General features: G+C 43.4%; 24 protein-coding genes, 1 tRNA gene and 1 pseudogene. 2 read left to right on the top strand and 24 right to left on the bottom strand.

The window, feature by feature from the left end:
• Positions 1-99 precede the first annotated feature (99 nt).
• The 14 genes and pseudogenes from ACP8HG_RS16290 to ACP8HG_RS16355 all read right to left on the bottom strand — a co-directional run.
• Positions 100-189: pseudogene (locus ACP8HG_RS16290) on the bottom strand (tRNA-dihydrouridine synthase); the annotation flags it as partial.
• Between the two features lie 7 nt (positions 190-196).
• Positions 197-682, bottom strand: coding sequence for a 2-amino-4-hydroxy-6-hydroxymethyldihydropteridine diphosphokinase (folK, locus tag ACP8HG_RS16295; RefSeq protein ID WP_067213713.1), 486 nt, complete (start codon positions 680-682; stop codon positions 197-199).
• The gene (gene folB, locus ACP8HG_RS16300; protein ID WP_438297202.1) at positions 679-1,047 is read right to left on the bottom strand and encodes a dihydroneopterin aldolase; all 369 of its coding nucleotides are present in this window, start codon (positions 1,045-1,047) and stop codon (positions 679-681) included. The genes folK and folB overlap by 4 nt, the downstream gene beginning before the upstream one ends.
• Before the next feature lie 11 nt (positions 1,048-1,058).
• The gene (gene folP / locus ACP8HG_RS16305; protein ID WP_399633313.1) at positions 1,059-1,910 is read right to left on the bottom strand and encodes a dihydropteroate synthase; all 852 of its coding nucleotides are present in this window, start codon (positions 1,908-1,910) and stop codon (positions 1,059-1,061) included.
• On the bottom strand, positions 1,910-2,764 hold the full coding sequence (gene pabC / locus ACP8HG_RS16310) for an aminodeoxychorismate lyase (RefSeq protein WP_438297204.1): 855 nt from the start codon (positions 2,762-2,764) through the stop codon (positions 1,910-1,912). The genes folP and pabC overlap by 1 nt, the downstream gene beginning before the upstream one ends.
• Positions 2,765-2,780: 16 nt before the next feature.
• Positions 2,781-4,190, bottom strand: a complete 1,410-nt coding sequence (locus ACP8HG_RS16315) for an anthranilate synthase component I family protein (RefSeq protein ID WP_438297206.1) — start codon at positions 4,188-4,190, stop codon at positions 2,781-2,783.
• Positions 4,191-4,380: 190 nt separating this feature from the next.
• Positions 4,381-5,307 (bottom strand): cysteine synthase A, encoded by a 927-nt coding sequence (gene cysK / locus ACP8HG_RS16320; protein WP_438297208.1) that lies wholly within the window; start codon positions 5,305-5,307, stop codon positions 4,381-4,383.
• 247 nt (positions 5,308-5,554) lie between these two features.
• A complete protein-coding gene (locus ACP8HG_RS16325) occupies positions 5,555-6,475 on the bottom strand; it encodes a peptidyl-prolyl cis-trans isomerase (protein ID WP_187046245.1) in 921 nt (306 codons plus the stop codon).
• Complete coding sequence (gene hslO, locus ACP8HG_RS16330; RefSeq protein ID WP_067213720.1) at positions 6,453-7,340, bottom strand: Hsp33 family molecular chaperone HslO; 888 nt, start codon at positions 7,338-7,340, stop codon at positions 6,453-6,455. Before hslO ends, ACP8HG_RS16325 begins: the two co-directional genes overlap by 23 nt.
• Positions 7,341-7,356: 16 nt before the next feature.
• Positions 7,357-8,121, bottom strand: a complete 765-nt coding sequence (locus ACP8HG_RS16335; RefSeq protein ID WP_187046247.1) for a type III pantothenate kinase — start codon at positions 8,119-8,121, stop codon at positions 7,357-7,359.
• A 107-nt stretch (positions 8,122-8,228) separates the two neighbouring features.
• Positions 8,229-10,259 (bottom strand): ATP-dependent zinc metalloprotease FtsH, encoded by a 2,031-nt coding sequence (gene ftsH / locus ACP8HG_RS16340; RefSeq protein ID WP_187046248.1) that lies wholly within the window; start codon positions 10,257-10,259, stop codon positions 8,229-8,231.
• 155 nt (positions 10,260-10,414) lie between these two features.
• Positions 10,415-10,957, bottom strand: coding sequence for a hypoxanthine phosphoribosyltransferase (hpt, locus tag ACP8HG_RS16345; protein WP_067213722.1), 543 nt, complete (start codon positions 10,955-10,957; stop codon positions 10,415-10,417).
• A gap of 28 nt (positions 10,958-10,985) precedes the next feature.
• Entirely contained in the window at positions 10,986-12,389 is a 1,404-nt protein-coding gene (tilS, locus tag ACP8HG_RS16350; protein ID WP_187046249.1) for a tRNA lysidine(34) synthetase TilS, read from the bottom strand.
• Positions 12,390-12,476: 87 nt separating this feature from the next.
• Positions 12,477-14,894 (bottom strand): SpoIIE family protein phosphatase, encoded by a 2,418-nt coding sequence (locus ACP8HG_RS16355; protein ID WP_340741119.1) that lies wholly within the window; start codon positions 14,892-14,894, stop codon positions 12,477-12,479.
• A gap of 214 nt (positions 14,895-15,108) precedes the next feature.
• Between ACP8HG_RS16355 and ACP8HG_RS16360 the strand changes: the two genes are divergently transcribed.
• A tRNA-Met gene (locus ACP8HG_RS16360) sits at positions 15,109-15,182 on the top strand.
• A gap of 530 nt (positions 15,183-15,712) precedes the next feature.
• Here the strand turns inward: ACP8HG_RS16360 and ACP8HG_RS16365 are convergent.
• From ACP8HG_RS16365 to ACP8HG_RS16395, 7 genes are all read right to left on the bottom strand, one after another.
• Complete coding sequence (locus ACP8HG_RS16365) at positions 15,713-16,141, bottom strand: S1 domain-containing RNA-binding protein (protein ID WP_067213725.1); 429 nt, start codon at positions 16,139-16,141, stop codon at positions 15,713-15,715.
• Between the two features lie 129 nt (positions 16,142-16,270).
• Positions 16,271-16,690: an FtsB family cell division protein gene (locus ACP8HG_RS16370; protein WP_340741120.1), complete on the bottom strand. Its 420-nt coding sequence runs from the start codon at positions 16,688-16,690 to the stop codon at positions 16,271-16,273.
• A gap of 54 nt (positions 16,691-16,744) precedes the next feature.
• Positions 16,745-17,212 (bottom strand): spore cortex biosynthesis protein YabQ, encoded by a 468-nt coding sequence (yabQ, locus tag ACP8HG_RS16375; RefSeq protein WP_438297212.1) that lies wholly within the window; start codon positions 17,210-17,212, stop codon positions 16,745-16,747.
• Positions 17,209-17,505 (bottom strand): sporulation protein YabP, encoded by a 297-nt coding sequence (yabP, locus tag ACP8HG_RS16380; RefSeq protein ID WP_067213728.1) that lies wholly within the window; start codon positions 17,503-17,505, stop codon positions 17,209-17,211. The genes yabQ and yabP overlap by 4 nt, the downstream gene beginning before the upstream one ends.
• Positions 17,506-17,593: 88 nt before the next feature.
• On the bottom strand, positions 17,594-17,884 hold the full coding sequence (locus ACP8HG_RS16385) for an RNA-binding S4 domain-containing protein (RefSeq protein WP_187048032.1): 291 nt from the start codon (positions 17,882-17,884) through the stop codon (positions 17,594-17,596).
• Positions 17,871-19,340 carry a nucleoside triphosphate pyrophosphohydrolase gene (gene mazG / locus ACP8HG_RS16390; RefSeq protein ID WP_438297215.1) on the bottom strand — a complete coding sequence of 490 codons (1,470 nt, stop codon included), beginning with the start codon at positions 19,338-19,340 and terminating at the stop codon, positions 17,871-17,873. Before mazG ends, ACP8HG_RS16385 begins: the two co-directional genes overlap by 14 nt.
• A gap of 1 nt (position 19,341) precedes the next feature.
• Positions 19,342-20,934: a putative polysaccharide biosynthesis protein gene (locus tag ACP8HG_RS16395; RefSeq protein ID WP_438297217.1), complete on the bottom strand. Its 1,593-nt coding sequence runs from the start codon at positions 20,932-20,934 to the stop codon at positions 19,342-19,344.
• Between the two features lie 219 nt (positions 20,935-21,153).
• On the opposite strand from ACP8HG_RS16395, the gene ACP8HG_RS16400 reads away from it, so the two are divergent.
• Positions 21,154-21,327 carry an aspartyl-phosphate phosphatase Spo0E family protein gene (locus ACP8HG_RS16400; protein WP_082786772.1) on the top strand — a complete coding sequence of 58 codons (174 nt, stop codon included), beginning with the start codon at positions 21,154-21,156 and terminating at the stop codon, positions 21,325-21,327.
• Between the two features lie 270 nt (positions 21,328-21,597).
• On the opposite strand, the gene ACP8HG_RS16405 is transcribed toward ACP8HG_RS16400, so the two are convergent.
• The 3 genes from ACP8HG_RS16405 to ACP8HG_RS16415 form a co-directional block, all read right to left on the bottom strand.
• Positions 21,598-21,951, bottom strand: a complete 354-nt coding sequence (locus ACP8HG_RS16405; protein ID WP_067213732.1) for a DUF3147 family protein — start codon at positions 21,949-21,951, stop codon at positions 21,598-21,600.
• Positions 21,942-22,358, bottom strand: a complete 417-nt coding sequence (locus ACP8HG_RS16410) for a MarR family winged helix-turn-helix transcriptional regulator (RefSeq protein WP_067213733.1) — start codon at positions 22,356-22,358, stop codon at positions 21,942-21,944. The genes ACP8HG_RS16405 and ACP8HG_RS16410 overlap by 10 nt, the downstream gene beginning before the upstream one ends.
• A 153-nt stretch (positions 22,359-22,511) precedes the next feature.
• The gene (locus ACP8HG_RS16415) at positions 22,512-23,735 is read right to left on the bottom strand and encodes an MFS transporter (RefSeq protein ID WP_438297220.1); all 1,224 of its coding nucleotides are present in this window, start codon (positions 23,733-23,735) and stop codon (positions 22,512-22,514) included.
• Between the last annotated feature and the right edge of the window lie 211 nt (positions 23,736-23,946).

The raw sequence follows: 23,946 nt of genomic DNA on the forward strand, positions 1-23,946 counted from the left end.
ACTAACCGCCACTTGTTCGCGTTCCATCATTACATCGGCAAAGCCGTTCATTAGGTTAATTAAGTCAGCAGCTGTTTCCATTGTATTAATCATTCAATTCGCATCTTGAGGTGTTTCTACATTGCCGTTCCCGATTATAGGAATCGACACCGCTTCTTTCATTTGACGGATGATATCCCTGTTTGCTTTAGCATTTTCATTCGCCCTCTTGCAATAAATTATTGACCCCATTAACCTTCCTCCAAAGTATGACACCCGTGTCTACCATTGGATTGCCCATTAAAGGAGCAATTTCAAGAAGTGGAATAAGAACGAAGGCCCGCTCATGCATTCTTGGGTGCGGTACAACCAAGCTCTCTGTTTCAATACTGTCGTTATTATACAGCAAAATATCAAGGTCTGCAGTCCGCGGACCCCATCTTATATCACGAATCCGACCAAGCCCGTGTTCAATTTTTTGACAAACGCCCAGAAGTTCCTGCGCCGCCAAGTCCGTTTCCGCGCATACCACCATATTGAGAAAATCCGCTTGATCTGTAAAGCCGACGGGCGCTGTTTCGTAAATCGACGATACTGAAGTAACTGTTAGACCTTCGTGTGAATGAAGTGCCCGCACCGCCTCTGTCAGATGAAGTAACCTATCACCGATGTTCGAACCAATCGAGAGGTAAGCTACGTTCACTGGAAGTGCCCCCTTGTGATATCAACGGACACCGATGCATAATGACCTGGAATCGGCGGATCTGGTTTCACAAGCACGACACGAACACCAGTCACTTTATCCACAAATTCGGCTAATACAGCAGTTGCAATTTTTTCAGCAACCGTTTCAATCAATTTTACGGGTTCGCCTTCAACAATCGATTGACACATACTGTATACTTCCGCATAATTCACTGTTTTATCCAGATTATCCGTTTTTCCAGCCTCAGAAAGATTCGTAGCAAGAGAGACCGTCACACGGAAACGTTGGCCAAGCTTCGTTTCTTCAGGCAACGCCCCATGATAACCATAAAACTCTAATTCATTTAAATGAATATAATCCATAGCGCACCCTCCTATTGTTCAAAATCTGTTTTCCCCGTCAGTACATCCATCATTTTCGCCATTCGCGCGATTTCCTTCACGTCATGAACCCGCATAATATGGCAGCCGTGTTCGATTCCATAACATACCGTTGCGCCTGTACCTTCCAATCGTTCCTCGACCGGCAATCCAAGTACGTTGCCGATTAGCGACTTCCGCGAAGTTCCAAGAAGAACCGGGTAGCCCATTTCAGAAATTCGATCTAGTCCTTGCATCGTCCATATGTTTTGAATTGCATTTCGCGCGAAGCCGATGCCCGGATCGAGCCAGATATTATCGTGTGCTACACCAGCCGCAATCGCAATACCGACACTTTCTTCCAAGTCAGCGATAACTTCATCCATAAAGTTGCCCTCGTACTCTGCCTGCTCACGATTATGCATCAATATAATCGGCACACCGTGTTTTGCTGCAACGTCCGCGATGTAAGGTTCACGCTTCGCTCCCCATATATCATTTATTATCTGCGCTCCCGCAAGAATCGCTTCTTCCGCGACACCCGCCTTATATGTATCAATCGACACCGTACATCCAAGCTCTCTTGTCAAAGCCTTGATAACTGGAACCGTTCGTTCTAGCTCTTCTTCCAATGAAATCGGGATATGCCCAGGGCGCGTTGATTCCCCACCCACATCGATAATTTTTGCCCCGTCGCGAAGCATCTCTTCCGCGCGCTTAAGCGCCGCATCGATACGACCGTATTTTCCACCATCTGAAAACGAATCCGGTGTCACATTCAAAATACCCATAATTACCGTTTCTTTTTTGAAATCCATTTCCGTCTTACCAAACCGATATTTATCACGTGCACGAGCCAATTCCATCAACAGCAACCTTCTTCCATATCATCTATTGCCTGCATATAAAATGCATGTAGTTTTTTATAATAAATGCCCGTCGCCCCCGGTAGTGAGATTTCCTCAATCATAGATAGCGGCACAATTTCCTGCACGGCATTCGTGACGAATAACTCGTCCGCGTCCTCTACATGTTCCTTACCATAAAATCCTTCATTCACAGGAATCCCCTCAACTTTAGCGCATTTAATAATAAACGCACGTGTCGTCCCCGGCAGAATCCCTGTTTCGATAGCTGGAGTAAATAACGCACCGTCCTTCACCCAAAAAACATTTGACGTAATACCCTCCGCTACAAAACCTTCCTCTGTTACGAAAAGGCCTTCCAACTCTTTCAATGAAGGAAGCTCTAGCCGCCCCCGTACGTTATTAAGAAAGTTATGCGATTTGTGGCGCACAGTGCTCTCCGGTTTATCACGCAGAGTATCTAGCCAGACCGCCTTCTTTTCCGTACCACGAACAGTCGGAGCCAATTCTTTTCTGAATAAGATTACGTTCGGTGATGCGTATGAAGAGGGTGCAAGACCGATATCATGGACACCCGCAGAGACGTTCAACCGAAAATAGCCATCCTGTCCGCCATTTAACTGATCTAATTTACGCACAGCCGCAAGAATTTCGGTTTCATCATAAGGCATCGTAATGCGGTACTCTGTAAGTGCCATATGCAACCTATCCATATGTTCATCATACAAGAGCACATTGCCGCCGTATGTCCTGAAGGTTTCAAAAAATCCAGCACCATATAGAAATCCATGATCGAACGGGGAGATTTTTAACTCCTCCGCACGCAGGAATTCACCATTCATCCAACACCACATACCGAATCCCCCAATCTCACTTTTCCGCCATCGCCTTTGCTTGCCAAAGCGCTTTTGCCTTATTCAACGATTCTATATACTCCGCTTCTGGTACTGAATCAGCGACAAGACCTGCGCCAGCCTGAATATGCGCAATACCATCCTTGATATATGCCGTTCGGATAACGATATTCAGTTCGAAATCACCGTTAAAGCCGAACCAACCAATAGATCCTGTATATAGCCCTCTGCGCGTCGGCTCAAGTTCTTCAATGATTTCCATCGTCCGGAGTTTTGGTGAGCCGGTAATTGACCCCCCCGGGAACACGCCTTTAACGATTTCTGCATTCGAAATACCTTCTGCCGCAGTTCCACGAACGTTCGATACAAGGTGCATAACGTGAGAATATTTCTCCACAACCATGAATTCATCCGTTTCCACCGTTTCCGGTGCACAAACCCGCTCAAAGTCTTCCCGTTCCAGATCTACGAGCATAATATGTTCGCCAGTCTCTTTTTCATTCGACAATAATTCCGCTTGAAGCGCAGCATCTTCGTTTTCATCTTTCCCTCTCGGCCGTGTTCCACCGATTGGTCGTGTACTTATTTCATCCCCACGCTTTTTCAATAACAGTTCCGGTGAACCAGATACGACAGCAAATTCCGGCGAACCCATTGAGGCCATATAAGGTGACGGATTGAATGAACGAAGTGCTTCATACATATCTAGCGGATGTGCTGACAACGGTTTTGATTGTCTCACTGAAAGATTAACTTGAGTAACATCTCCACTAGCAATATAAGTCTGCACGTCTCGGACCATTTGTTCAAACTGCGCTCCAGTTACAGATACAGCAAGATCATCTTCACCTAATACTACTTCCGCCGCTTTACTCGGCGTGAAGACTTGCTTGCTTAGTCCTTCCGAAACCGCAGTCATCCATTCAGCTTCCAACTCTGCTGGTTCCAATCCACAATTCGGAAGTGTCATGAAATAAGCCATTTCAGTCTTAACGTCAAGCACTACCCAGCGGTCAAATATATAAAAGAACAAATCAGGTGTAACGAGATCATCTATCGTATCGACTGGGATGTTTTCATAAGTACGGACATAATCGTAACTGATGAATCCTGCCGCACCACCTTGGAAGTCTGGCAGTTCAGGAATAGACTCCATTTCATAGGATTGAACAAAATCATTTAGCAACTCAAGCGGATTTCCTTCTCTTACTTCCTCCGTACCATCACGCCAGATAAGTTGTAATTTGTTGCCATCCAACGTCCGTAACGTAACGAGCGGGTTAATTCCGGCCATGCATAACGCACCGCCGCGTCCACTTTCAAGAAGGATATGACTTTCATGCTCGTGTGCCAACTCTTTATAAGCATAGAAGAGCTGTTCTTTCGTGATTGCTGATGTCGTATAAACGATCTTTTGTTTGTTCATCCCAGTTTCCTCCCGATAACAATTAGTATCTTCATCTTACCGCGTGAAAGTCGTTTTACGCTATAAAAAGAAAAGCAGATGATATCTTTTCATTTGAGGGGCGACCATATCCCACCACATACCGATCATAACAAACAAATTTAAACAACAAAAAAGAAAGAGCATCTCAGCCCTTCCCCCTCCCACACTATTACTCTTCGTCAAATTGATATAGCGGAGTACTCAAATAGCGCTCACCGTTGGACGGAAGAATCGCAACGACTTTCTTCCCTTTACCAAGCTTCTTCGAGACTTGTAGAGCTGCAAAGATTGCCGCTCCGGATGAAACACCACCAAGAATACCTTCTTCGCGTGCTGCACGTCTTGCTGTGTCATACGCTTCGTCGTTCGTTACTTGGACGATTTCATCATAGATATCAGTATCGAGCACTTTTGGAATGAATCCAGCACCGATTCCTTGAATTTTATGTGGACCCGGCTTTCCACCTGATAGTACAGGCGAGTCCGTCGGTTCAACAGCAATGATACTTACTTCAGGAAAACGTTCTTTTAAGACGCTACCCACACCCGTAATCGTGCCACCCGTTCCAATTCCAGAAACGAACGCATCTACACGGTCTAGTGCATCTGCGATTTCAGGGCCTGTCGTTAAACGGTGAATTTCGGGATTTGCTTCATTGTTGAACTGTTGCGGCATGAACCAACCATTTTCCTTTGAAAGTTCTTCCGCTTTTCCGATAGCGCCTTTCATTCCTTCAGCACCCGGCGTTAACACAAGATCCGCGCCATAAGCACGAAGTAGATTGCGCCGCTCTGTACTCATCGTATCCGGCATAACCAAAACAGACTTATACCCTTTTGCCGCAGCAATCATCGCAAGGCCTATTCCCGTGTTACCACTTGTTGGTTCAATAATTGTACTGCCCTCTTTTAAATCTCCGGACTTTTCAGCCGCTTCGATCATCGCAAGCGCAATACGATCTTTTACACTAGATCCCGGATTCATATATTCTAGTTTCAAATAAACATCCGCATCATCTGCGCCTGTCATTCTGTTCATTTTAACAAGGGGTGTTTTCCCAACAAGATCCGCAATAGAGTTTCCAACTAGCGTCATTTATACCCTCTCCAATTCCTACTATTTTGATATGTCTTATAATATTAATATTACTACCATTATGTGAACATTGTCAACAATTGAATGCCCACTATATGTATTCTTTGCCCAATGCTTTCAGACTGAATCTAAAGAAGGCAGCCCGGAGTCTAGACACTGATTTATGTAGAAAAAATTACACTTTCTTCCCTTTTAAGAAAAGCTGTCCGGAAATACCAATTTATATCGGTTTCCAAACAGCTTTCTATTATTTACCGTAAAACCATTTTGCGTCGAATTCTTTCCAAAACGCTTCCGGACTAACAGTTTGCGGAAGTTGCTCAAGTGCAATTTCACGCTTGATATGATCTTTTACTTCTTTAAATTTAAACGACTGCCCTTTCACCACTTCACTTACATGAGTAACCGCATATGTACCATCACTCAAAGCAATAACTCCACTCGTCATTCCTTCATTCGCATCGGCTACAGTCTCTACGATTGCCTTGTCTATTGAATCTGTCGAATCGTTGATATAGCCTATATCTCCACCCAGACTAGCCGAAGCCAAATCCGTCGATCGCTCTTTTGCGAGAACGTCAAAGCTTGAACCTTTTGAAAGCTCTTCAATTGTCTGCTCTGCATCAGCTTTCGTTGGAACAACAATAATAGCGGTTCTGTAAGCAGTTAAAATATTGTAAAGTGCAGTATTTTCATCATACTGTTTCTTTACCGCATTATCTTTAACAACGATATCTTTCGTTAATACCTTTTCAAGGATGAGGTTAGAACGGATTTTCTTCCGCATTCCTTCCTCATCTTGACCAGAATGAGAGCGACCGTCCACGGAACGAATAAGCGCAATTTCAAGATCAACTTCCTTTTCCGATACATCAATCCCGTATTGTTCTGCAGCTACCGCCATCACTTTTTCATTCACAAGGTCAAGAAGAGTTTCACGTCCAACTTCCTTTTCCATTGCCGACATCCATTGTTCTCTCGTAATAGGCTTACCAGCTACCGAAGCAACTTCTTCATCTGTCTGCTTAGGTTTGTCCGGTATAAGCCACCCAACAAGCCAGAAGATATTGAAGGCTAAAAGGATTCCAATTAACAGAATGAGCGGTTTCGTCTTCAGTTTTCGTTTCTGTAAACTTGTTGTCCCTTCAGGCTTCCGATTGTATTTCATCGATAAAACCTTCCAAAACTTCTTTCGGATACACGTATGTTTCCATACAGAAGTGACAATGTGCTTCCGCTTGTCCGTCCTCTTCAATCATGTCTCGAATTTCGCGCTCCCCAAGACCGATGATCGCATTTCCAAAACGTTCCCTCGAGCAATTACATGCGAATGAAACATCCATCCGGTCAAGAATTTCCACGTTCGCCGCACCCAGAACTTCACCAAGAATCTCCTCAGGAGTGAGGCCGCGGGCAATCAACGTTGAAATTGGTTCAACGTTGGCAATACGCTCTTCCAATGCCACAATTGTTTCTTCCGTTGCGCCAGGCATAACTTGGACAATGAAGCCACCGGCAGCTTTCACTGTATTGTCCGGGTTAACCAGCACACCAAGACCCACTGCTGAAGGTACCTGCTCCGAAACGACAAAGTACTCCGTAAAATCTTCAGCGATCTCACCCGATACAATCGGAACTTGCCCCGTAAAGAAATCACGAAGCCCTAGATCTTTGACGACCGATAGCATACCGTCCGTTCCAACTGCACGCCTTACGTCAAGTTTACCCTGTTCATTTAAATCAAAATGCGTTTGCGGATTAGATGCATAACCCCGAACCTCGCCATGCGCGTTTGCATCAATGACCATCGAACCAATTGGTCCATTGCCATCAACCTTTATTGTCAGTTTATCATCACCCTTTGACATCGCACCCATCATGACTGCCGCTGTCATTGAACGTCCTAATGCTGCCGTTGCAGTTGGCCACATCAAATGACGACGTTGCACTTCTGATACTGTTTCGGTCGAGCGAGCTGCGTATGCCCGGATTGTCCCGTCGAACGCAAGCGCTCTTACTAAATAATCATTCATTTCTTATCTGCTCCTTTTACATGTTTCGTTCATAAATTAGATGAAGCCCTTTTAGCGTCAAGAAGTTGTCAACGACATCAATCACAGTCGTTTCACTTGCGATCAAACCAGCAAGCCCTCCCGTAGCGATGACGGTCGGTTCTTCCTTACTTTGTGCTTTCATGCGGGCAACAATACCATCAACTTGCCCAACATAACCGTAAACAATCCCAGCCTGCATAGCAGCCACCGTACTTTTCCCTACAACTTGATCCGGTTTTGCCAGTTCGATTCTTGGCAATTTAGATGCCCTGTCGAACAAAGCCTCCATGGAAATCCCGATACCTGGTGCAATTGCTCCACCCATGTATTCGCCTTTTTCATTCACATAACAATAGGTTGTTGCTGTTCCAAAATCAACGATGATCAGCGGACTTCCATATTCATGAACAGCCGCAACGGCATTGACAATCCGATCTGCACCAACTTCGCGTGGGTTTTCATACTTGATATTCAATCCAGTTTTGAGACCAGGGCCAACAATAAGCGGTTTTTGGTTGAAATACTTCCTGCACATCTGCTCCAGAGGAAACATGACTGGCGGGACTACTGATGAAATGATAATGCCGGTTACATCGTCAAAAGAGAGTCCAACGTGTAAAAATAAAGATTTCACTTGCATCGCATATTCATCTTCTGTCTTATGTCTATAAGTTTCCATGCGCCAATGATGTTTAAGCTGTCCTTGTTCATAGACACCAAGGACAATATTCGTATTTCCTGTATCTAGCACTAATAGCATAATGGTTTCCTCGCTAACTTCGTCATTTTCCAACACATCATACCACATATCCGGGTATAGAAAAAAGCTGACTGCTTCAAAAGAAACAGTCAGCTCTTATTAGGTGTTCAGTCTTTGCGTTCTTCGTTAATTGATTTAAGAGCTTCGTCCACTTTATACTCTTTCGGTAAATCACCGATAGCTGGGTCCGTAGGCGCTCCAGTTGCATCAGAAATGACTGTGTCATCTCCTTCTTTCGAAATATCCACACTCTTTACTGCTTCATCTTTATTGTCCAAGCCATAACGACCATATGGACGATCCGGCAATGTGCCGTGATCTTTCAGATGATTAATTTGCTCTGCATCGAGTGTTTCCACTTCAAGAAGTGTCGTTGCAATCAGATCAAGCAACTCGCGTTTACTCGAAAGAATTTCTTTCGTACGCGCATATTGTTCTTTAATGATACGTTGCATTTCTTGGTCGATTTCATACGCAATCGCTTCAGAATAGTTCTGTTCAGAGTTGAAGTCGCGTCCAAGGAATACTTGCCCTTGAGCCTGACCGAACTGCATTGGTCCAAGTTTATCACTCATTCCGTATTCAGTTACCATCGAACGAGCGAGACCAGTTGCACGCTGGAAGTCATTGTGAGCTCCAGTTGAAACTTCGCCAAGAACGATTTCCTCTGCAACACGACCACCAAGAAGTCCTGCGATTTTATCGAGAAGTTCAGGTTTCGTCATGAAGTAACGATCCTCTTTCGGAAGCATGACGGCATAACCGCCCGCCTGTCCGCGAGGGACGATTGTTACTTTATGAACGATTTCAGCGTCATCGAGCATTAGCCCTACAACTACGTGACCCGCTTCATGGAACGCTACAATATCGCGTTCTTTTTTCGAAATGACGCGACTCGTCTTCGCAGGTCCCGCAATAACACGGTCCGTTGCTTCGTCGATGTCTGACATATCGATTTTCGTTTTATCGCGTCTTGCAGCAACAAGTGCTGCCTCGTTCAATAAGTTTTCAAGATCTGCACCCGAGAATCCAGGTGTACGTTGTGCAAGTGCCTTCAAGTTGACAGTGTCGTCAAGCGGCTTGTTGCGCGCATGAACTTGAAGAACTGCTTCTCTTCCTTTTACATCCGGACGACCAACTGTAATCTGACGGTCAAAACGTCCTGGGCGCAGAAGTGCAGGGTCAAGAATATCAGGGCGGTTTGTTGCCGCAACAATGATAACCCCTTCGTTCTCACCGAAACCATCCATTTCAACAAGGAGTTGGTTCAATGTTTGTTCGCGTTCATCGTGTCCACCGCCGAGGCCTGCGCCACGTTGACGACCGACCGCATCGATTTCATCGATGAAAATAATACATGGTGCGTTCTTTTTAGCGTTTTCGAAAAGGTCACGTACACGTGATGCTCCAACTCCAACGAACATTTCAACGAAATCAGAACCTGAGATTGAGAAGAACGGTACACCCGCTTCACCAGCAACCGCACGCGCTAACAATGTTTTACCCGTACCAGGAGGTCCAACTAACAAGATCCCTCTCGGAATACGCGCGCCAACTTCAACGAATTTACGTGAATCTTTCAGGAAGTCAACAACTTCCACAAGTTCAGCTTTTTCTTCGTCAGCACCAGCAACATCCGTGAAACGAACTTTTTTACGGTCATCCGTATGAAGCTTCGCCTTACTCTTACCGAAGTTCATAACACGGCCACCGCCGCCTCCTCCGCCTTGCGCCTGATTTAACAGGAAGAAGAACAAGATGAAGATGATGATGAACGGTAGAAGACCCGTGAAGAAGGATACCCACGCGCTTGCAACAGGAGTCGGCAAGATGTCGATTTCCGTTTGAGTTTGCGTAGCAAGTGCACGGATATCTTCCTGCGTCTTGGTATCGTTCATAATATTCGTGACGAACTCTTCGCCTTCTTTATAGCCTTTCATTGTGCCCTTCACATTAAGGACAAGTTGAACTGGCTGTAAACTTACTGTTGTTACTTTTCCATCTTCCAACGCAGTAATAAATTCGTCATACCGAATCTCTTTCTGTTTCGGGTTTGTATTGTTTAGTGAACTAAATATCCCCATGATTGCAAGAAATATCAGTCCGTATAATAGAAAGTATCGAAGTATTCGATTCATCCCAAGCCTCCTCATTTCATTAGACAGAAAACTAGTGTAAATCTTATCACAGGTCTGATTCATCCTACAAAGGAAATGCCTTGACGGAAAAGCGCAAGCGCCTCTTATCATCAAAGTAGAATTTCGCGACCCTTAAAAGATTTTCCTGCAATTGTTTAGAAAGAATAGATTTCCTTTTTCAGAACACCAATATAAGGTAAGTTTCTGTATTTCTCCATATAATCAAGGCCGTAGCCTACAACAAACGCATCCGGTACGTCGAAACCAACGTAATCTGCTTTTAAGTCTACTTTTCGGCCAGTTGGCTTATCAAGGAGAGTAACAATTTTAATAGAATTCGCTTTTCGGTATTTCATCAGTTCGACAAGGTAACTTAATGTTTTCCCGCTATCGATAATATCTTCAATAATGAGTACATCGCGTCCTTCAACACTTGTGTTCAAGTCTTTGACGATTTTAACTTCCCCTGATGACACTGTTGCATTTCCGTAACTTGAAACATCCATGAAATCGAGTTCGATATAAGCATCGATACGCTTAATGAGGTCACTCATGAAAGGTAATCCACCTTTGAGCACACCAATCGCTAGTACATACTTGTCTTGGTATTCTTCTGTCAATACCGCACCAAGTTCACGGATTTTCTCTTGAATCTGTTCTTCTGTAATTAGTACCTCTTCGATATCTTTCCCCAACATCGAAATTCCTCCTCTTTCATACAGATCATTATAACTTTCTTGTACTAACTATGTACTTACTTTGATCTGTCTTGTGTCGTGAAAATATCACTCCGTACCGCACTCCTGGAACTGCACAAATTTCACCTTGCGCTGTAATGATTACCGGCAATCGGTCGCGTTCTGTCATGCCAACCTTTTCGTCGATAAACAACCTGGATAAACGTTTCGGGTGTGTCATCCCCGACAACAAGATTCGATCCCCATCCTCTCTTCTCCTGATAGACAAGGGAAGTGCAGAGTGAGGCAAGTCAAAATACATGATGTCATCAGTATCCATGAATAACTCCGTATCGAGATTACTCACTTCATTCCAATAAAGCTGAAAATCATTTCCCCAACGGGTCCAAACGCCTTTCGGCAACACTTTTTGCAACTCCACTTCTTCAATTGATGTATCACGAACGAACGTCAGCACGCCGTATTCCCGAATGAATCGGTAACCGCGTGGAAGGTGAATGGATACATTCCCGTCTTGCGAAGATAGATGGTGTAACAGTTGACTTATAAGCGCGGAATTATATTTTACGGGCATAATTTCCCCATTGTAAAGATACCTCAATAGTAGTGTAATTATCCGCCTTTGTAAAGTTTGGTGCATGCGGGAAAAAGCATTTCCGTCGACGACAGGCAGGCCCGCTTCTGTGAACTTAGTAATTTCATCAAAACGTTCCTGCGCCAGCATTTCAAGCAATTCTTCATCTTCCTGTAGATAACCAGACATTCTCACTGCATTTTCAGCAGCTCCCGGGTTTTCATCCAGAATAAACGGAACGATTTTGTGACGGTAACGATTACGCAGATAGGCATCACTTTCATTACTTGGATCTTCTCGAAAATGTAATTCATGCTCTCCAACATATGAATAGAGGTTCGCTTTCATAGCCGGAAGGAAAGGTCGAATAAGAATTCCACCTTCAACTTCACGCTTCACCGACATCCCCAATGGCTGACTGCCTTTCGTTACTTGCATCAAGACCGTTTCCAACTGATCTTCTGCGTGATGTGCCGTTGCTAAAACATCATAACCGTGCTTTGTCATGATCTCCTCGAAAAATGCATACCGTCCATTTCGGCAGACAGCTTGCACATTGCCACCGTCTTTCTCGATAATAGCCGGAACCGGGACACTTCCGCCAAAAAAAGGAATCCCATACACTTCACACAGCCTTGCCACAAATGTGCCGTCTGCCGCGGACTCTTCTCCGCGCAAATTATGATCGACGTGAATTGCGGCAACTTCAATCTCCATGCTTTCTTGATTTGAAGCCATGAAATGTAAAAGCGCTACCGAATCTACTCCACCCGAACAGGCGATTAAAATACGGTCCCCCGGAGCGATGAGTGACCATTCCTTGATAAAACGGAATATCGTCTGTTTAAATTTATCCATTGCTCCGCTCCCTCCTCTTTTCTAATTTATTCTTACTCGAATTTTACCATAGAATATCTAAAGGAGGGGACTCACTTACTTACATATTCATCCGATGACCCTTTCCCGGGAAATAGTTTGTGAATAGGGTGTGAAACTTGACCACTTCGGCAGAACATGATCGATTTTCATAACTAACACAGTACGATCGTCTCCAATCACACCAAACTTCCGCTCCATTTCATGCATAATACGGTCTGCAATTTTGTCACATTCGAATCCTCCATATTTTTCAAGCGTACTGTACAACGACCTCTCTTGCTTCTCAAGCGGGATATCCCCATTAAAAATCCCGTCCGTTAACATAAGTATAATGTCTCCTGACTTCAACTCTTCTTTTTTTGCCTCCACAGAAAAGGATGGAAGAAAACCGACAGGGACCGATTTGCTATCCAGTCTTAAAAAGTCGTCACCGCGTTTAATATATGTGCTCATCGATCCTGCCTTCCAAGACCAAATGCGACCATCTTGCAAATCTACGAGGGCCAGATCAAGCGTGGCGTACATATCATCAAGCCCATTCAAAGACATCATATAATGCAACGTATGCATGGCTGTTTCAGGATCCATTTTCCGGTCCAAACATTCTCGCATTAAACGAATTACCTTTCGACTCTCACGATATGCATTTAAATCCTGGCCCATTCCATCTGACAACAAAACCGCCGTCAACCCTTCATGAATTGGGAACACTTCATATGCATCACCGGCGTGAAATGTTTCGCCGCCTGCTGTTGCCGCGATACCATAATCAAGGGTAAAACGAACTGCCGAACCAAACGTTAGTTGTATATGTGGAAAAGGGTCCTGTAAAACGGCAGACTTGGCGACCCGGAATGGCTCATCGTACATTTCTTCAAGAATTGGCAGTATAAACCTTTCCGCAACTGTCGTATCCGTTTCAAAATCAGATCTTTTCTCAGGAATACAGCAGATGATGCGACGCGCACCCCTCTCTCCTGGTAAAACATCAATCTGGAAGTACTCAATACCTTTCTCTTGGAGCCGTTTTGCCAAATCTTCCTCGGCAGGCTTATAAACAGTCAAATCTTCTTTTACTTCATTCATGATTTTGTCCAGATGGGTGCTCATATCACGCAACTGGAGGGCAAGCATTTTTCGTCCATGCTGAAGTTGTCCCGTCAATAAACGACTGGCAGCTTGTTCCTCAAGTTCCGTAACTAATCCATTGAATCGGACGCACTTATATTTAATCTTTTCCTCAACACGATGACGCTTAGCTTTTTTCGTCATAGAATAGGTCATTTCCCACTCACTAAGAAGCCCGCCCATATCATTATCTGCACCTTCCCAGCACTTGGCATAACGGAAACAAGACTGGCAAGTTTTTGGAATAACCTGCTGAGGTAATACATCTGCATTATCGTGGGGGGAAGATCGGTCGCCAACAAGCGTCGACATAAATTCAGAGAACTTTTTGAAATCAGCTAGTTGATCATCGAGCCGCTCTGCTAACCATTTTTGTTGTTTGTCAGTAGTCTCTGTATTCTCCGGATAAAAAATGCGTTTAATCGACTCTAGTTTTTTCGAAGGGATCAGTAAAAAAATAATCGTCGCGGTTGCGAGTGTTATAAAGTGTGAAGTATCAAGAGGCAAGGTCAGATCATACATAAGGAAAAATCCCGATACAGAGGCCCCTCCTAACACGATGCCAATTTTCCCGAAACGGCGGAGTGTGCCTGCAAAAAATCCGGTCATACCATACACCGCCATCATTCCAGTGAAGGACAATTCTGCTACCCCCACAATAGCAGCGATGATCATTGCGATTGTTGTTGAAAATGGAAGCCCTCCCACTAGCGCCGCAAGCAAAATTGTCAGATGAATGAGTGTACCTGAAACCGAAACAGGACCTAGCATAAGTCCACTCATTCCAGTTGTAGCCAGCGCACCGACAAGGCAAGCCGCTCCAAGTCGTTCAGGTGTCCATTTACCAAAGAAGATTCGATCTGCGGCAGGAAAAGCAACAAAGAGGAAAAAAGTCATGAACAAAGCAAGAACTGCTTCAAAGCCAATATATAATTGAACATTTACTGGTGGTTGCCCGATATGCATAATGAACTGCCACAACACTTGAACAATGATAATACATCCTGCTACTGTTAGCGGTACTGATTTTCGCATGATCGGATATTTAATAACCGCATTAAATAACGCGAGCATCAATAGATGGATAACAGCCTGTCCAAGACCAAGGAATGCACTTCCAAACATCCCACCAATGAACACCCATATGAGATGCTTTCTGAAGCGAGCCCGTGCAAGTGCCCACACTGGCAAGAAAAAAGGAACCGCTGCATCGAACAATACGGCTTGCGACAAGAAAAAAGATCCAAACAAGAATAGAGTCGCAACTAAAATGTGCATTTTTCGTTTTCCAATCATCTCGACATACATACCAATTGGATGGCCCACTGGACGTGCTAAATGATCAATTAGTTTCATTCCTCATTCCCCCTATGTCTGCTATGCCTTGAGTATACATAGGCAGATGGAAAGAAATTGTCTGTTCATGACAACAAGAAAACAAAATGTTTCGACTCATTCCGAACTGTTTTTTCTTTTTTCCTAAGACGGGTTGACACTGCATTGATTCACTTGTATTATAAGTATTGTTGTTCTGATCAAGCGGAAACAAGTGCTAACTAGAATATACGAAGGCGGCGTAGCTCAGCTGGCTAGAGCGTACGGTTCATACCCGTGAGGTCGGGGGTTCGATCCCCTCTGCCGCCATTTATGAAATGCAGATACAACCGTCCAGGAGTTGGACAATAAATCACTAAAAAAGCAGTTCCTACATCGTGAATTCACGATGTAGGAACTGCCTTTTTTTGCAATGAAAAAATGCGCGATTGTTTGGGGAGCTGTGACGGTTTATGTGATTTCCCGTGATAGTTTCGTCATTTACCATGACAGTTCAGACGATTGCCGTCACAGTTTCACCATTTACCATGACAATTCGCGATTGCCATCACAATTTCGCCATTTGCCATGACAATTCAGACAAATGCCGTTACAGTTTCACCGTTTGCCATGACAATTCGCGATTGCCATCACAGTTTCGCCATTTGACATGACAGTTCAGACGAATGCCATTACAGTTTCGTCATTTGCCATGACAGTTCACGATTTCCGTTACAGTTTCACCATTTAACATTACAATTCTCCGCACAAAAAAGCAGCGAACAAGGGTCATTCCCTTTGTTCACTACTTTTCTTCATACTATTCGTACACTTTTTCATGAATTGAAACAGCTAGCAAGTTACCCTCTGCTTGCGCCACGGCCACCGCGTTTCGATTCTGTCGCTCTTTTCAAAGTAGAGAGACGCTCTTCGCTATCTTTCATGAACTTTGCCATTTTTTGTTCAAAGTTCTCTGGGCGATCCATAGCAGGACGGCCACCACCTTGACGCGGACGTTGCGGGCGCTGAGGACGTTCTGGACGCTGTTCAGATTCAGGTTTCGCTTTTCTAATCGACAACCCAATTTTACCATCTGCACCGACGTTCATCACTTTCACTTCAACCATGTCACCGACTTTAAAATGATCGTTGATGTCCTTGACATAATTGTCCGCCACTTCACTGATATGGACCAGGCCTGTTGAGCCATTCGGTAGCTCAACAAACGCCCCGAAGTTTGTGATTCCTGTTACTTTACCCTCTAGCTTGCTGCCTACTTCAATTGACATAAAAAAAATGCTCCTCCTTAAAATTTAAGCGGGCCCCGCGCTGGGAGCCTTGCAACCGTATTAATGAGCCCTGCAAATTGCAGGATCCTTACTTCCATTATAGCCAATAAAAAAAGAGTGTCAATAAGACTACTCTTTTCCTTTGTCTTGTTCATCTGTTTTTCTATTGTTTTCGGGTATTGAAAAAATGATTTCGCTCTTTTCAGACAAGAAATATTCCTTGCGTGCAAGTTTTGCGATATAGTCATCATCATTCAATTTCACAAGTTGTCTTTTTAGCATTTCTTGTTCTTCCTGTACCCCTTCAAGCTGGGCCAGCACCTCGACTTTTTGCAACTCTTTCGCTGCCAACGTCTGTTTCTGGTTGATGAACATATTCGTCAGACCACCTAGAATAACGGCTGCCACAATAGCAAACACAGCCAGTCTACGGTATAAACGGACTTTCCGCGCATTCTTCCTAGTCTCTTTCTTTTGAAGTGAGCGGACATATTCAGTTTGAATCGATGCGACCCTTTCGGACGATTTCCTCTGCTGTTTCTGTTCCACGTCCTGCACTTCCCCTCTTCACACACTACAATTTGTTAGTCCATAAATTATATATCATTTCACCCTTCTTTTAAAGAGTTTTCCGGAAATGATACGGAATATTTTAACAAATGGTGTAAAGAGGACTGCAAAGACTTTCACTATAAAACGAATGACTAGACTGATAATAGATACAATCAGACGCACGAGGAACAAGAGCGGCCTTATTAACAACACCAACAAGATCCTCCCGAAAAATCGGAACGGCTTATAAAAAATAGTTACGTATAGCAACATTCCACTAATCTGTGCAACTGGATCATATATCCGCCACGCCCCATCCCTGACGAGATAAAGGATGTAAAACGTCCAACATCCGACGAGTACCCATCCAATGACTTCGAGCCAAACCGCACGCTTTCGAATAATCGATTTCTTCCCGACGTGCGCGGTACTTGTTCCAATCATGTCCATGAATGCCCCAGCAACAATGCCCGTCCCAATCATAGCAAGCAGGCTAAGAAATTGAACGGATAGACTCATCCAAACAATTTATGGAGGAAACCTTTTGAACCTGATTCTTCTTCATCGTATTGAATAGTGCCGACCGTTCCTTCTAGCGTTAGAAGCCCTTTATCGACATCGAGATGAACAATGCGCAGTTCCTCTCCCCGGATTTGCAATAATCCTTGCGATGTTCGAACGAGAAATTCTTCCTGATCGAAGCGGTCGATTGATTTTACAGACGTGAGATCCATCCGTTTTCTGTTGCGCATAGTGACGACATGGTCTCCTGATGGAATTGCGTACGTAGGACTATCAGTTTGAAATTGCATTATATGCTTCCCCCTTTGCTTGTACGTTCACAGCTATCTTATGCTAGGACATAAAAAAACATGACAGGAAAATTCCCTGTCATGTTGTTCAGTCTTCATCATCCATGAATTCCGGTTCCACTTTTTCAAGCTTCTCTTCCTTCAAAATCGTGTACATTGAGGCTGCATCGTCTTTTTTCGTCGTCTCTTTCAGCATGTTGATTTTTACCGTTACAATCTTCTGACCGAAACGGATCGCCAATTCATCGCTTTCTTTTACAACCGATGACGCTTTTGCCACTTTTTCATTTATTGTTATACGCCCTTGATCAGCTACTTGTTTTGCGAGTGTCCGTCTTTTAATTAGTCGAGATACTTTCAAAAATTTATCGAGTCTCATCATTATCTTCCCCTTTTTTTGCTAGTTTCCAAAACTCTTCAAGTTCATCAAGTGTATAGTCAGTAAACTTGCCTTGTCCATCTTTCACACTCTTTTCGACAAATGAAAACCGTCTGTTGAACTTTTGATTTGCATGGACCATTGCTTCTTCTGGAGATAACTTGAGGAAGCGTGAAATGTTAACGATTGTGAACAGAACGTCACCTAGCTCGTCCATTTGACTGTATTTCGTACCACTCTCTAGTTCTTTACGGAACTCCAACCATTCTTCATCAAATTTTTCTAAAGCACCGTCAATCGTTGGCCAATCAAACCCAACCTTTGCCGCCTCTTTTTGATAATTAAGTGACGTTAAAAGTGATGAAGAAGGACGTTCTTGACCTTCCAAGAGTGAGTCGGCTTGCGGTTTTTCCTGTTGCTTGATTTCTTGCCAATTTTGCAGAACTTCTTCTGAATTTACCACGCTTTTATCTCCAAAAACATGCGGGTGGCGGCGAATCATTTTCGATCCTACCGATTGAAGCACGTCTTCCATGGCAAAATAACCGTCGTCTTCGCCAATTTGAGCATGAAGGAATACTTGTAACAGTACATCACCAAGCTCTTCAATCACTGCGTCGTCATCTTCACTATCAATCGCCTCAAGCAGTTCGTGTGTTTCTTCAAGCAAATACCGCTTCAACGATGCATGCGTCTGTTCACGATCCCATGGGCACCCGTCCGGAGCGCGCAGTGCAGCGATGATTTCCCTGAACGTCGACCAATCTTTCAATCGCGCTTCTCTTTCAACTACAGGCGGTACATAAACGGTAGTCAAATTATTAATTTCAGTGACACGGTCCAGTTCAAATAGCGGAACTGTAATCAATTGCTCGCCCGTAGAACCTGCCGCCGTTACAACCGTCACTGGATGGTCGTAGGCGTACTTCTCCATTAATGACAGTTTCACTTCGGATGCCACGAACGCATCGTACACTTGTCCAATTAGAATATGTTGCTTCATCTGGACATCATCGCGTTTCATATCCGTACCATCGAGTAGCTGAAACCCTTCAATCGGATCGATGCGCAACGCTGCAAAAATCGGGTCAAGAAAACTATTCCCCCCCGCAATTTCCATTTGGATTAAACCTTCGCGTTCTTTCTCGACTAATAATTGGACTGTCCGTTCCGCAACAAGCGGATGTCCTGGTACTACATAGGTCACTGGTTGTTGTACGCACATAATGAGCAGCTGTTCTACAATTTCATCATATACATGCTCGAACGAGTCGTGTTTTTCATAAATTTCATCGAAGCTCATGAGAACAATGCCCTCCGCTCTTAATTCAGCGACAGCAGGGTGCTGATCCGTACGCGCGACAATATATTTCGCTTCTTTCAACTTTCGATATGTCCCTAGCGCCAATTGGTCAAGGTCACCCGCGCCGAGACCAATAATTGTTAACTGATGCATACTATTCACCTTTTCTTTTAATAAGTCGTAATTGCAATGTAGCTAAACGTTTGCCGAATGGCAGAAGAAACCATTCCTTCTCTGCCATTATACGTGATTTCATAATGACGAAAAGGAAAACAACCGCTCCCACCAAAACAGATGTTAATGCGATAAGTGTCGCCTCAATCCGACCCGGTAACTGGTCAAATAAAAACCCGTCTGCAATGAGCATCCACGGTAAAACAACCGCAATCATGAGAGTAGTTGCCACTATCACCCATCCGTAAAAACGTGTTGGTGCAAGGCGAATTGGCCATACTGTTTTAAAGTAAAGCAGCAACCCAAATGCAATTACCGCGAAACCGATATTGCCGGCAATCGCCGCTCCCGTGACATTCCATAAAGGAACCAGAAGTTGATTCGCGAAGATTTTTATAACCAACCCACCGATAAGCAGGAGCGTTGGCACTTTAACTTTCCCCGCACCTTGAAGCATCGCTGTTAACGGTAAAATAAGCGATAACCAGAGAATTTGTAATGAGAAAATAATGAGGGCTACAGAACCATCACGTGTTTCAAACAGCATTTCATTCACATAAGGCAAAACAAGTGCAAGCCCTGCCGCTGCAGCCCAACCGAATAGGAAAGCAGTTCGGAACGTTAGCTGGATAAACGGTAATGCCCCTCGTCCCGCTTTTTTTGCCGAATGATGAGCGATAAGTGGAACAATCGCGAGCGCTAATGTCGAAGCAATCAGAATCCCCATTTGTACAAGCGGTTGCCCACGATCGTAGACACCTTTCATCACCATGGCTGCATCCGCCGCAAAACCATTAGATAGCAGGATATTATAGATTGTAAATGAATCGGCCAATTGAAACAGCAGGAGAATAAGTGAACTTGCGCTGATCCCCAAACTGACAATCGTCAATTCTTTCACCACTCGCCACGTGTCCACTTTTTCTAATGGTCCTTTGAACGTATTCCGAAAATAGAGTGCAAGTATAATAACGCCAGCACCTTCCCCGACAACTGCCCCCCACATCGCTACCTCACCTGCCACGTAGAGAGAAGCACCTGATCGCACCGCAATCCATGTGCCTATGAGAATGACCGTTACACGGAAAGCCTGCTCACCAACGCCTGAAACCGCAACAGGTACCATTCGACCTTCCGATTGAAATGAACCCTTCAAAACTGCTAACGCCGGCATCAGTAAAACAATATACGCGCCAGCACGCAGGAGAGGTACGAGCTCAACATCGCCCATGGAGCGCGCGAAAAATGGCGCGAAAATAGTTAATAGAGCAAAAAAGGCCACTGATAATAAAAGTAGATAGATAAATGCCACACGCATCATCGCCTTTGCTTCACCGCGACTCGTACTTCCCGCAAGCAGTTTCGATACCGCCACTGCAAAACCGTACGACGTCCAGACAATAAAAATGCCAATGAACGGATACACTTGCTGATAAATATAAAACCCTTTGTCACCGACAAGGTTTTGGAACGGAACCCGATAGACTGCCCCAAGTAATTTCACAATGATTGCAGAGATGGTCAGAATCGACGCACCTTTCATAAACGTTTTCATGTCCCATTGTTGCGCCATAATCGTGCCTCTTTCTTTCGTACATAGTACACCCATTATATCATGAACGAATAATGACGATATTCAGGATAACATCGAATATTCTAATTTAAATTAATTAGAGGTTTAATTGTACAACGTTATGGGAAAGACATAGGTATAAGTTTTGTAAACATTTAACTGTTAAATTATATCAAAAAATAAAACTGATAAAAAAGGTAAAATAGGAGGGGACCAAGGATGGTAAAAACAATTCCTAAAAAGCGAGTTCTATCCGTATTAATAAAATTAAAAAGAAATGATATGTACGCGACGGCAAAGCATTTTGGTTTGAGTCATCCGGTTGTCGTTGCACGTAGTCAAGAGCTGGACACCTTATTGAATCGATATCAGGGGATCCGGGCTATACAGTGATCCGACAATATGTCGTTTTCTAAATACAAATAATCAACTATATAGGTCGAATACAAAATCCCATTGAATTCGCTACGGCGCTCGGGGATGCCTCTCACCCTAAGCCAAGCAGTTTTACTGCCAGTCTTAAGGCTTCGGCTACCCCTTGTAAGGCGCCTTCGCTTAATTTATATAGGTATTCATTTGTTCAGTATATATAGATAGAGTTAGTTACTGTTGATGATCCTTACTGAATCGCAAGGACTTCCGATTTTCACCTAAACCGCCCTGTTAACTTAAGAAAAGATCTTTTATGGATTTTAAGATGAAATCTTGAACTAACAAAAATAGCAACCAGCCACTCACTCCTAGGCCAATGGAGATAAATAGATGAACGGAATTTTGTAAGGCTACATAAACGACCACTAACAAAAATGCGGTTGCAGGAAATCCCCAAAGTACCCCTAACGCAAACTTACTTAACGTTGCGGCTTGTTCTCCCTGGACATACAGCCATACAATACTGAGTAAGCTGACTAAAGGAAGAGCAGCTATTATCCCCCCATACGAAGGAAATCTTCTTGAAACCTCCGTCACAATCCCAATAACGATTGCCGAAGCAATAATTTTCATTATCACATACATTGTTTTGCTCGCTCACTTAAGATTCTTAGGGCCTGCTCTATCAAATTCTTTTCATCATCATCCAGTTGGTTCAAAACTTGTTCTAATTTGTCTTCATCGAGACTCGTATTTCTATGTAAAACTTCTTTACCTAAATCCGTTATACAAAGAATCACTTTTCTTTCATCAAGAGGATCTCTCCCCTTTACTAAATACCCCTTTTCAATGATTCTTTTAGCATGTTCCGAAGCTGTATTATGAGAAACTCCTATGTGTGAAGAAATTTCATTGATTCCCGTCCCTTCCTGTTTATCTACAAGTTGGAGAATACGGACCATTTGATGAGAGATTTTTTCTTTATGGGGATAATGTAAATGAAAATAAGTATCCGTCCAATATTGATTTAATAGCCTAACTTTACTGTTCACAAATACCACTCCTTTTATATCTCGCAATACGATTATATCGCATTATAAGATATAAAAGGAGAGTTAATGCACTATAGGTGAAAAAGAGGATAAAACCAAAAGTAAACCACCCCTGGGCCTACGCAGCAAGGGTGGTTTACTTTTTCGTGCTGATTATCTTTCAAATGGGAAATTGGATTCCTCTATAATAAAATGACGATGACGAGTCACGGCATATATTGCTGCTATTCCTAACAATATTGCTGAAATTATAAAAGTAATTCGCACATCCCATATTTCGGCAAGTGCGCCAAACAGTAAAGAGGAAACTGCAAATAATAACGACACCAGCGAACTCTCTACAGCATAAATTTTTGGGAGTTCTTCAGGACTGGCTGACTTTTGAAGAAATGTGTTCGCAGCAATTGCTTTTAGTTGTTGAAAAATCCCAACGAGTCCCATAAGGACAAGAGACAGCCAAGCAATTGTCGTTAAACCGAAAAGAAGTGTCAGGATACTGATTCCAAAGGAAAAAGTAATCAAAACATACTTTAAGTTTTTCTCAAATACCGTGGTAAAACGTGAGCATATGATCCCACCGACAACCATTCCCAAAAAGAACGATGTATTAATATATCCCCACCAAGACTCATTCTCACCAAGAATTTCAGCCACGAAGACGTAGAGTATAGAAGCAATCCATACAACATTTGCGACTGCTTCAAATGCGATGATCACATAAAGACTCTTATACAACGGGTTTCTCCAAACGATTTGCCAACCTTCTTTTAGCTCACCGCTTTGACGACCTTCGGAAAATTTCCTGTAAAACTCGGTTGGATCAACAATTTTAGTCATCAGTAAAGTAGCAACCAGATACAATGCCAACGTGATTAAAATGACATCTTGACCGCTGAAAATTGCAACAAGCAGACCGCCAAGTGCCCAGCCCCCTAAATTTACTGTTTCGTAAATGATGGAGAAGAAGCTATTGGCTTTCACAAGTTCATTTTTGGGAACCAAGCGTGGTAACATTGCTTGGCTTGCTGGTGCTGCCCAACCGTCTAAGAATGCAATCGTAAATACGAAACTTACTATAACGAGTATGCTCGACGTTATGTGAAATACTAAGATAAGCGCTAGCAAACACAATAATAATGTCTTACTTACTTGCGAATGAACAAGCAGGGTCTTTAATGGATATCGATTTAACAGTAGCGGGGAAATCATCCCGCTAATAAAACGACCAAACATACTAAGAAATGGTACCAATGCCAATATAAAAGGTGACTCTGTCGAAGCATATAAAATTGAAATAAGCCCCACAATATAAAAAATATCACCTAAATTGGCCATTGATTGGCCAATCCAAAGAAAACGGAAAGATGCACTCTTCATTCTTACTACCCCTTTATAATCAAAATTTAATTCTGATTAGTACAGGGTAGTTTTACACTCGACAAATACCTCCTAAAATCTATTGTTTTACAACACAAAATACAAAATGCAAAAAAATCACAAAATGCTACAATATAATAATGTTTATAGAGGTAGTAAGAATGAGTTATATAACTCTATTATACGTCAATTTGATATGTTTGAATACAAA

Source organism: Sporosarcina sp. FA15 (assembly GCF_051550195.1).
GTDB lineage: Bacteria > Bacillota > Bacilli > Bacillales_A > Planococcaceae > Sporosarcina > Sporosarcina psychrophila.

What these genes read in the sequence shown, in the direction of transcription:
- folB (WP_438297202.1), bottom strand. Translation starts at nt 1,047, where the DNA reads ATGGATTATATTCATTTAAATGAATTAGAGTTTTATGGTTATCATGGG.
- folP (WP_399633313.1), bottom strand. Translation starts at nt 1,910, where the DNA reads ATGGAATTGGCTCGTGCACGTGATAAATATCGGTTTGGTAAGACGGAA.
- pabC (WP_438297204.1), bottom strand. Translation starts at nt 2,764, where the DNA reads ATGTGGTGTTGGATGAATGGTGAATTCCTGCGTGCGGAGGAGTTAAAA.
- ACP8HG_RS16315 (WP_438297206.1), bottom strand. Translation starts at nt 4,190, where the DNA reads ATGAACAAACAAAAGATCGTTTATACGACATCAGCAATCACGAAAGAA.
- cysK (WP_438297208.1), bottom strand. Translation starts at nt 5,307, where the DNA reads ATGACGCTAGTTGGAAACTCTATTGCGGATCTTGTTGGGAAAACACCC.
- ACP8HG_RS16325 (WP_187046245.1), bottom strand. Translation starts at nt 6,475, where the DNA reads ATGAAATACAATCGGAAGCCTGAAGGGACAACAAGTTTACAGAAACGA.
- hslO (WP_067213720.1), bottom strand. Translation starts at nt 7,340, where the DNA reads ATGAATGATTATTTAGTAAGAGCGCTTGCGTTCGACGGGACAATCCGG.
- ACP8HG_RS16335 (WP_187046247.1), bottom strand. Translation starts at nt 8,121, where the DNA reads ATGCTATTAGTGCTAGATACAGGAAATACGAATATTGTCCTTGGTGTC.
- ftsH (WP_187046248.1), bottom strand. Translation starts at nt 10,259, where the DNA reads ATGAATCGAATACTTCGATACTTTCTATTATACGGACTGATATTTCTT.
- hpt (WP_067213722.1), bottom strand. Translation starts at nt 10,957, where the DNA reads ATGTTGGGGAAAGATATCGAAGAGGTACTAATTACAGAAGAACAGATT.
- tilS (WP_187046249.1), bottom strand. Translation starts at nt 12,389, where the DNA reads ATGGATAAATTTAAACAGACGATATTCCGTTTTATCAAGGAATGGTCA.
- ACP8HG_RS16355 (WP_340741119.1), bottom strand. Translation starts at nt 14,894, where the DNA reads ATGAAACTAATTGATCATTTAGCACGTCCAGTGGGCCATCCAATTGGT.
- ACP8HG_RS16365 (WP_067213725.1), bottom strand. Translation starts at nt 16,141, where the DNA reads ATGTCAATTGAAGTAGGCAGCAAGCTAGAGGGTAAAGTAACAGGAATC.
- yabQ (WP_438297212.1), bottom strand. Translation starts at nt 17,212, where the DNA reads ATGAGTCTATCCGTTCAATTTCTTAGCCTGCTTGCTATGATTGGGACG.
- yabP (WP_067213728.1), bottom strand. Translation starts at nt 17,505, where the DNA reads ATGCAATTTCAAACTGATAGTCCTACGTACGCAATTCCATCAGGAGAC.
- ACP8HG_RS16385 (WP_187048032.1), bottom strand. Translation starts at nt 17,884, where the DNA reads ATGAGACTCGATAAATTTTTGAAAGTATCTCGACTAATTAAAAGACGG.
- mazG (WP_438297215.1), bottom strand. Translation starts at nt 19,340, where the DNA reads ATGCATCAGTTAACAATTATTGGTCTCGGCGCGGGTGACCTTGACCAA.
- ACP8HG_RS16395 (WP_438297217.1), bottom strand. Translation starts at nt 20,934, where the DNA reads ATGGCGCAACAATGGGACATGAAAACGTTTATGAAAGGTGCGTCGATT.
- ACP8HG_RS16400 (WP_082786772.1), top strand. Translation starts at nt 21,154, where the DNA reads ATGGTAAAAACAATTCCTAAAAAGCGAGTTCTATCCGTATTAATAAAA.
- ACP8HG_RS16405 (WP_067213732.1), bottom strand. Translation starts at nt 21,951, where the DNA reads ATGTATGTGATAATGAAAATTATTGCTTCGGCAATCGTTATTGGGATT.
- ACP8HG_RS16415 (WP_438297220.1), bottom strand. Translation starts at nt 23,735, where the DNA reads ATGAAGAGTGCATCTTTCCGTTTTCTTTGGATTGGCCAATCAATGGCC.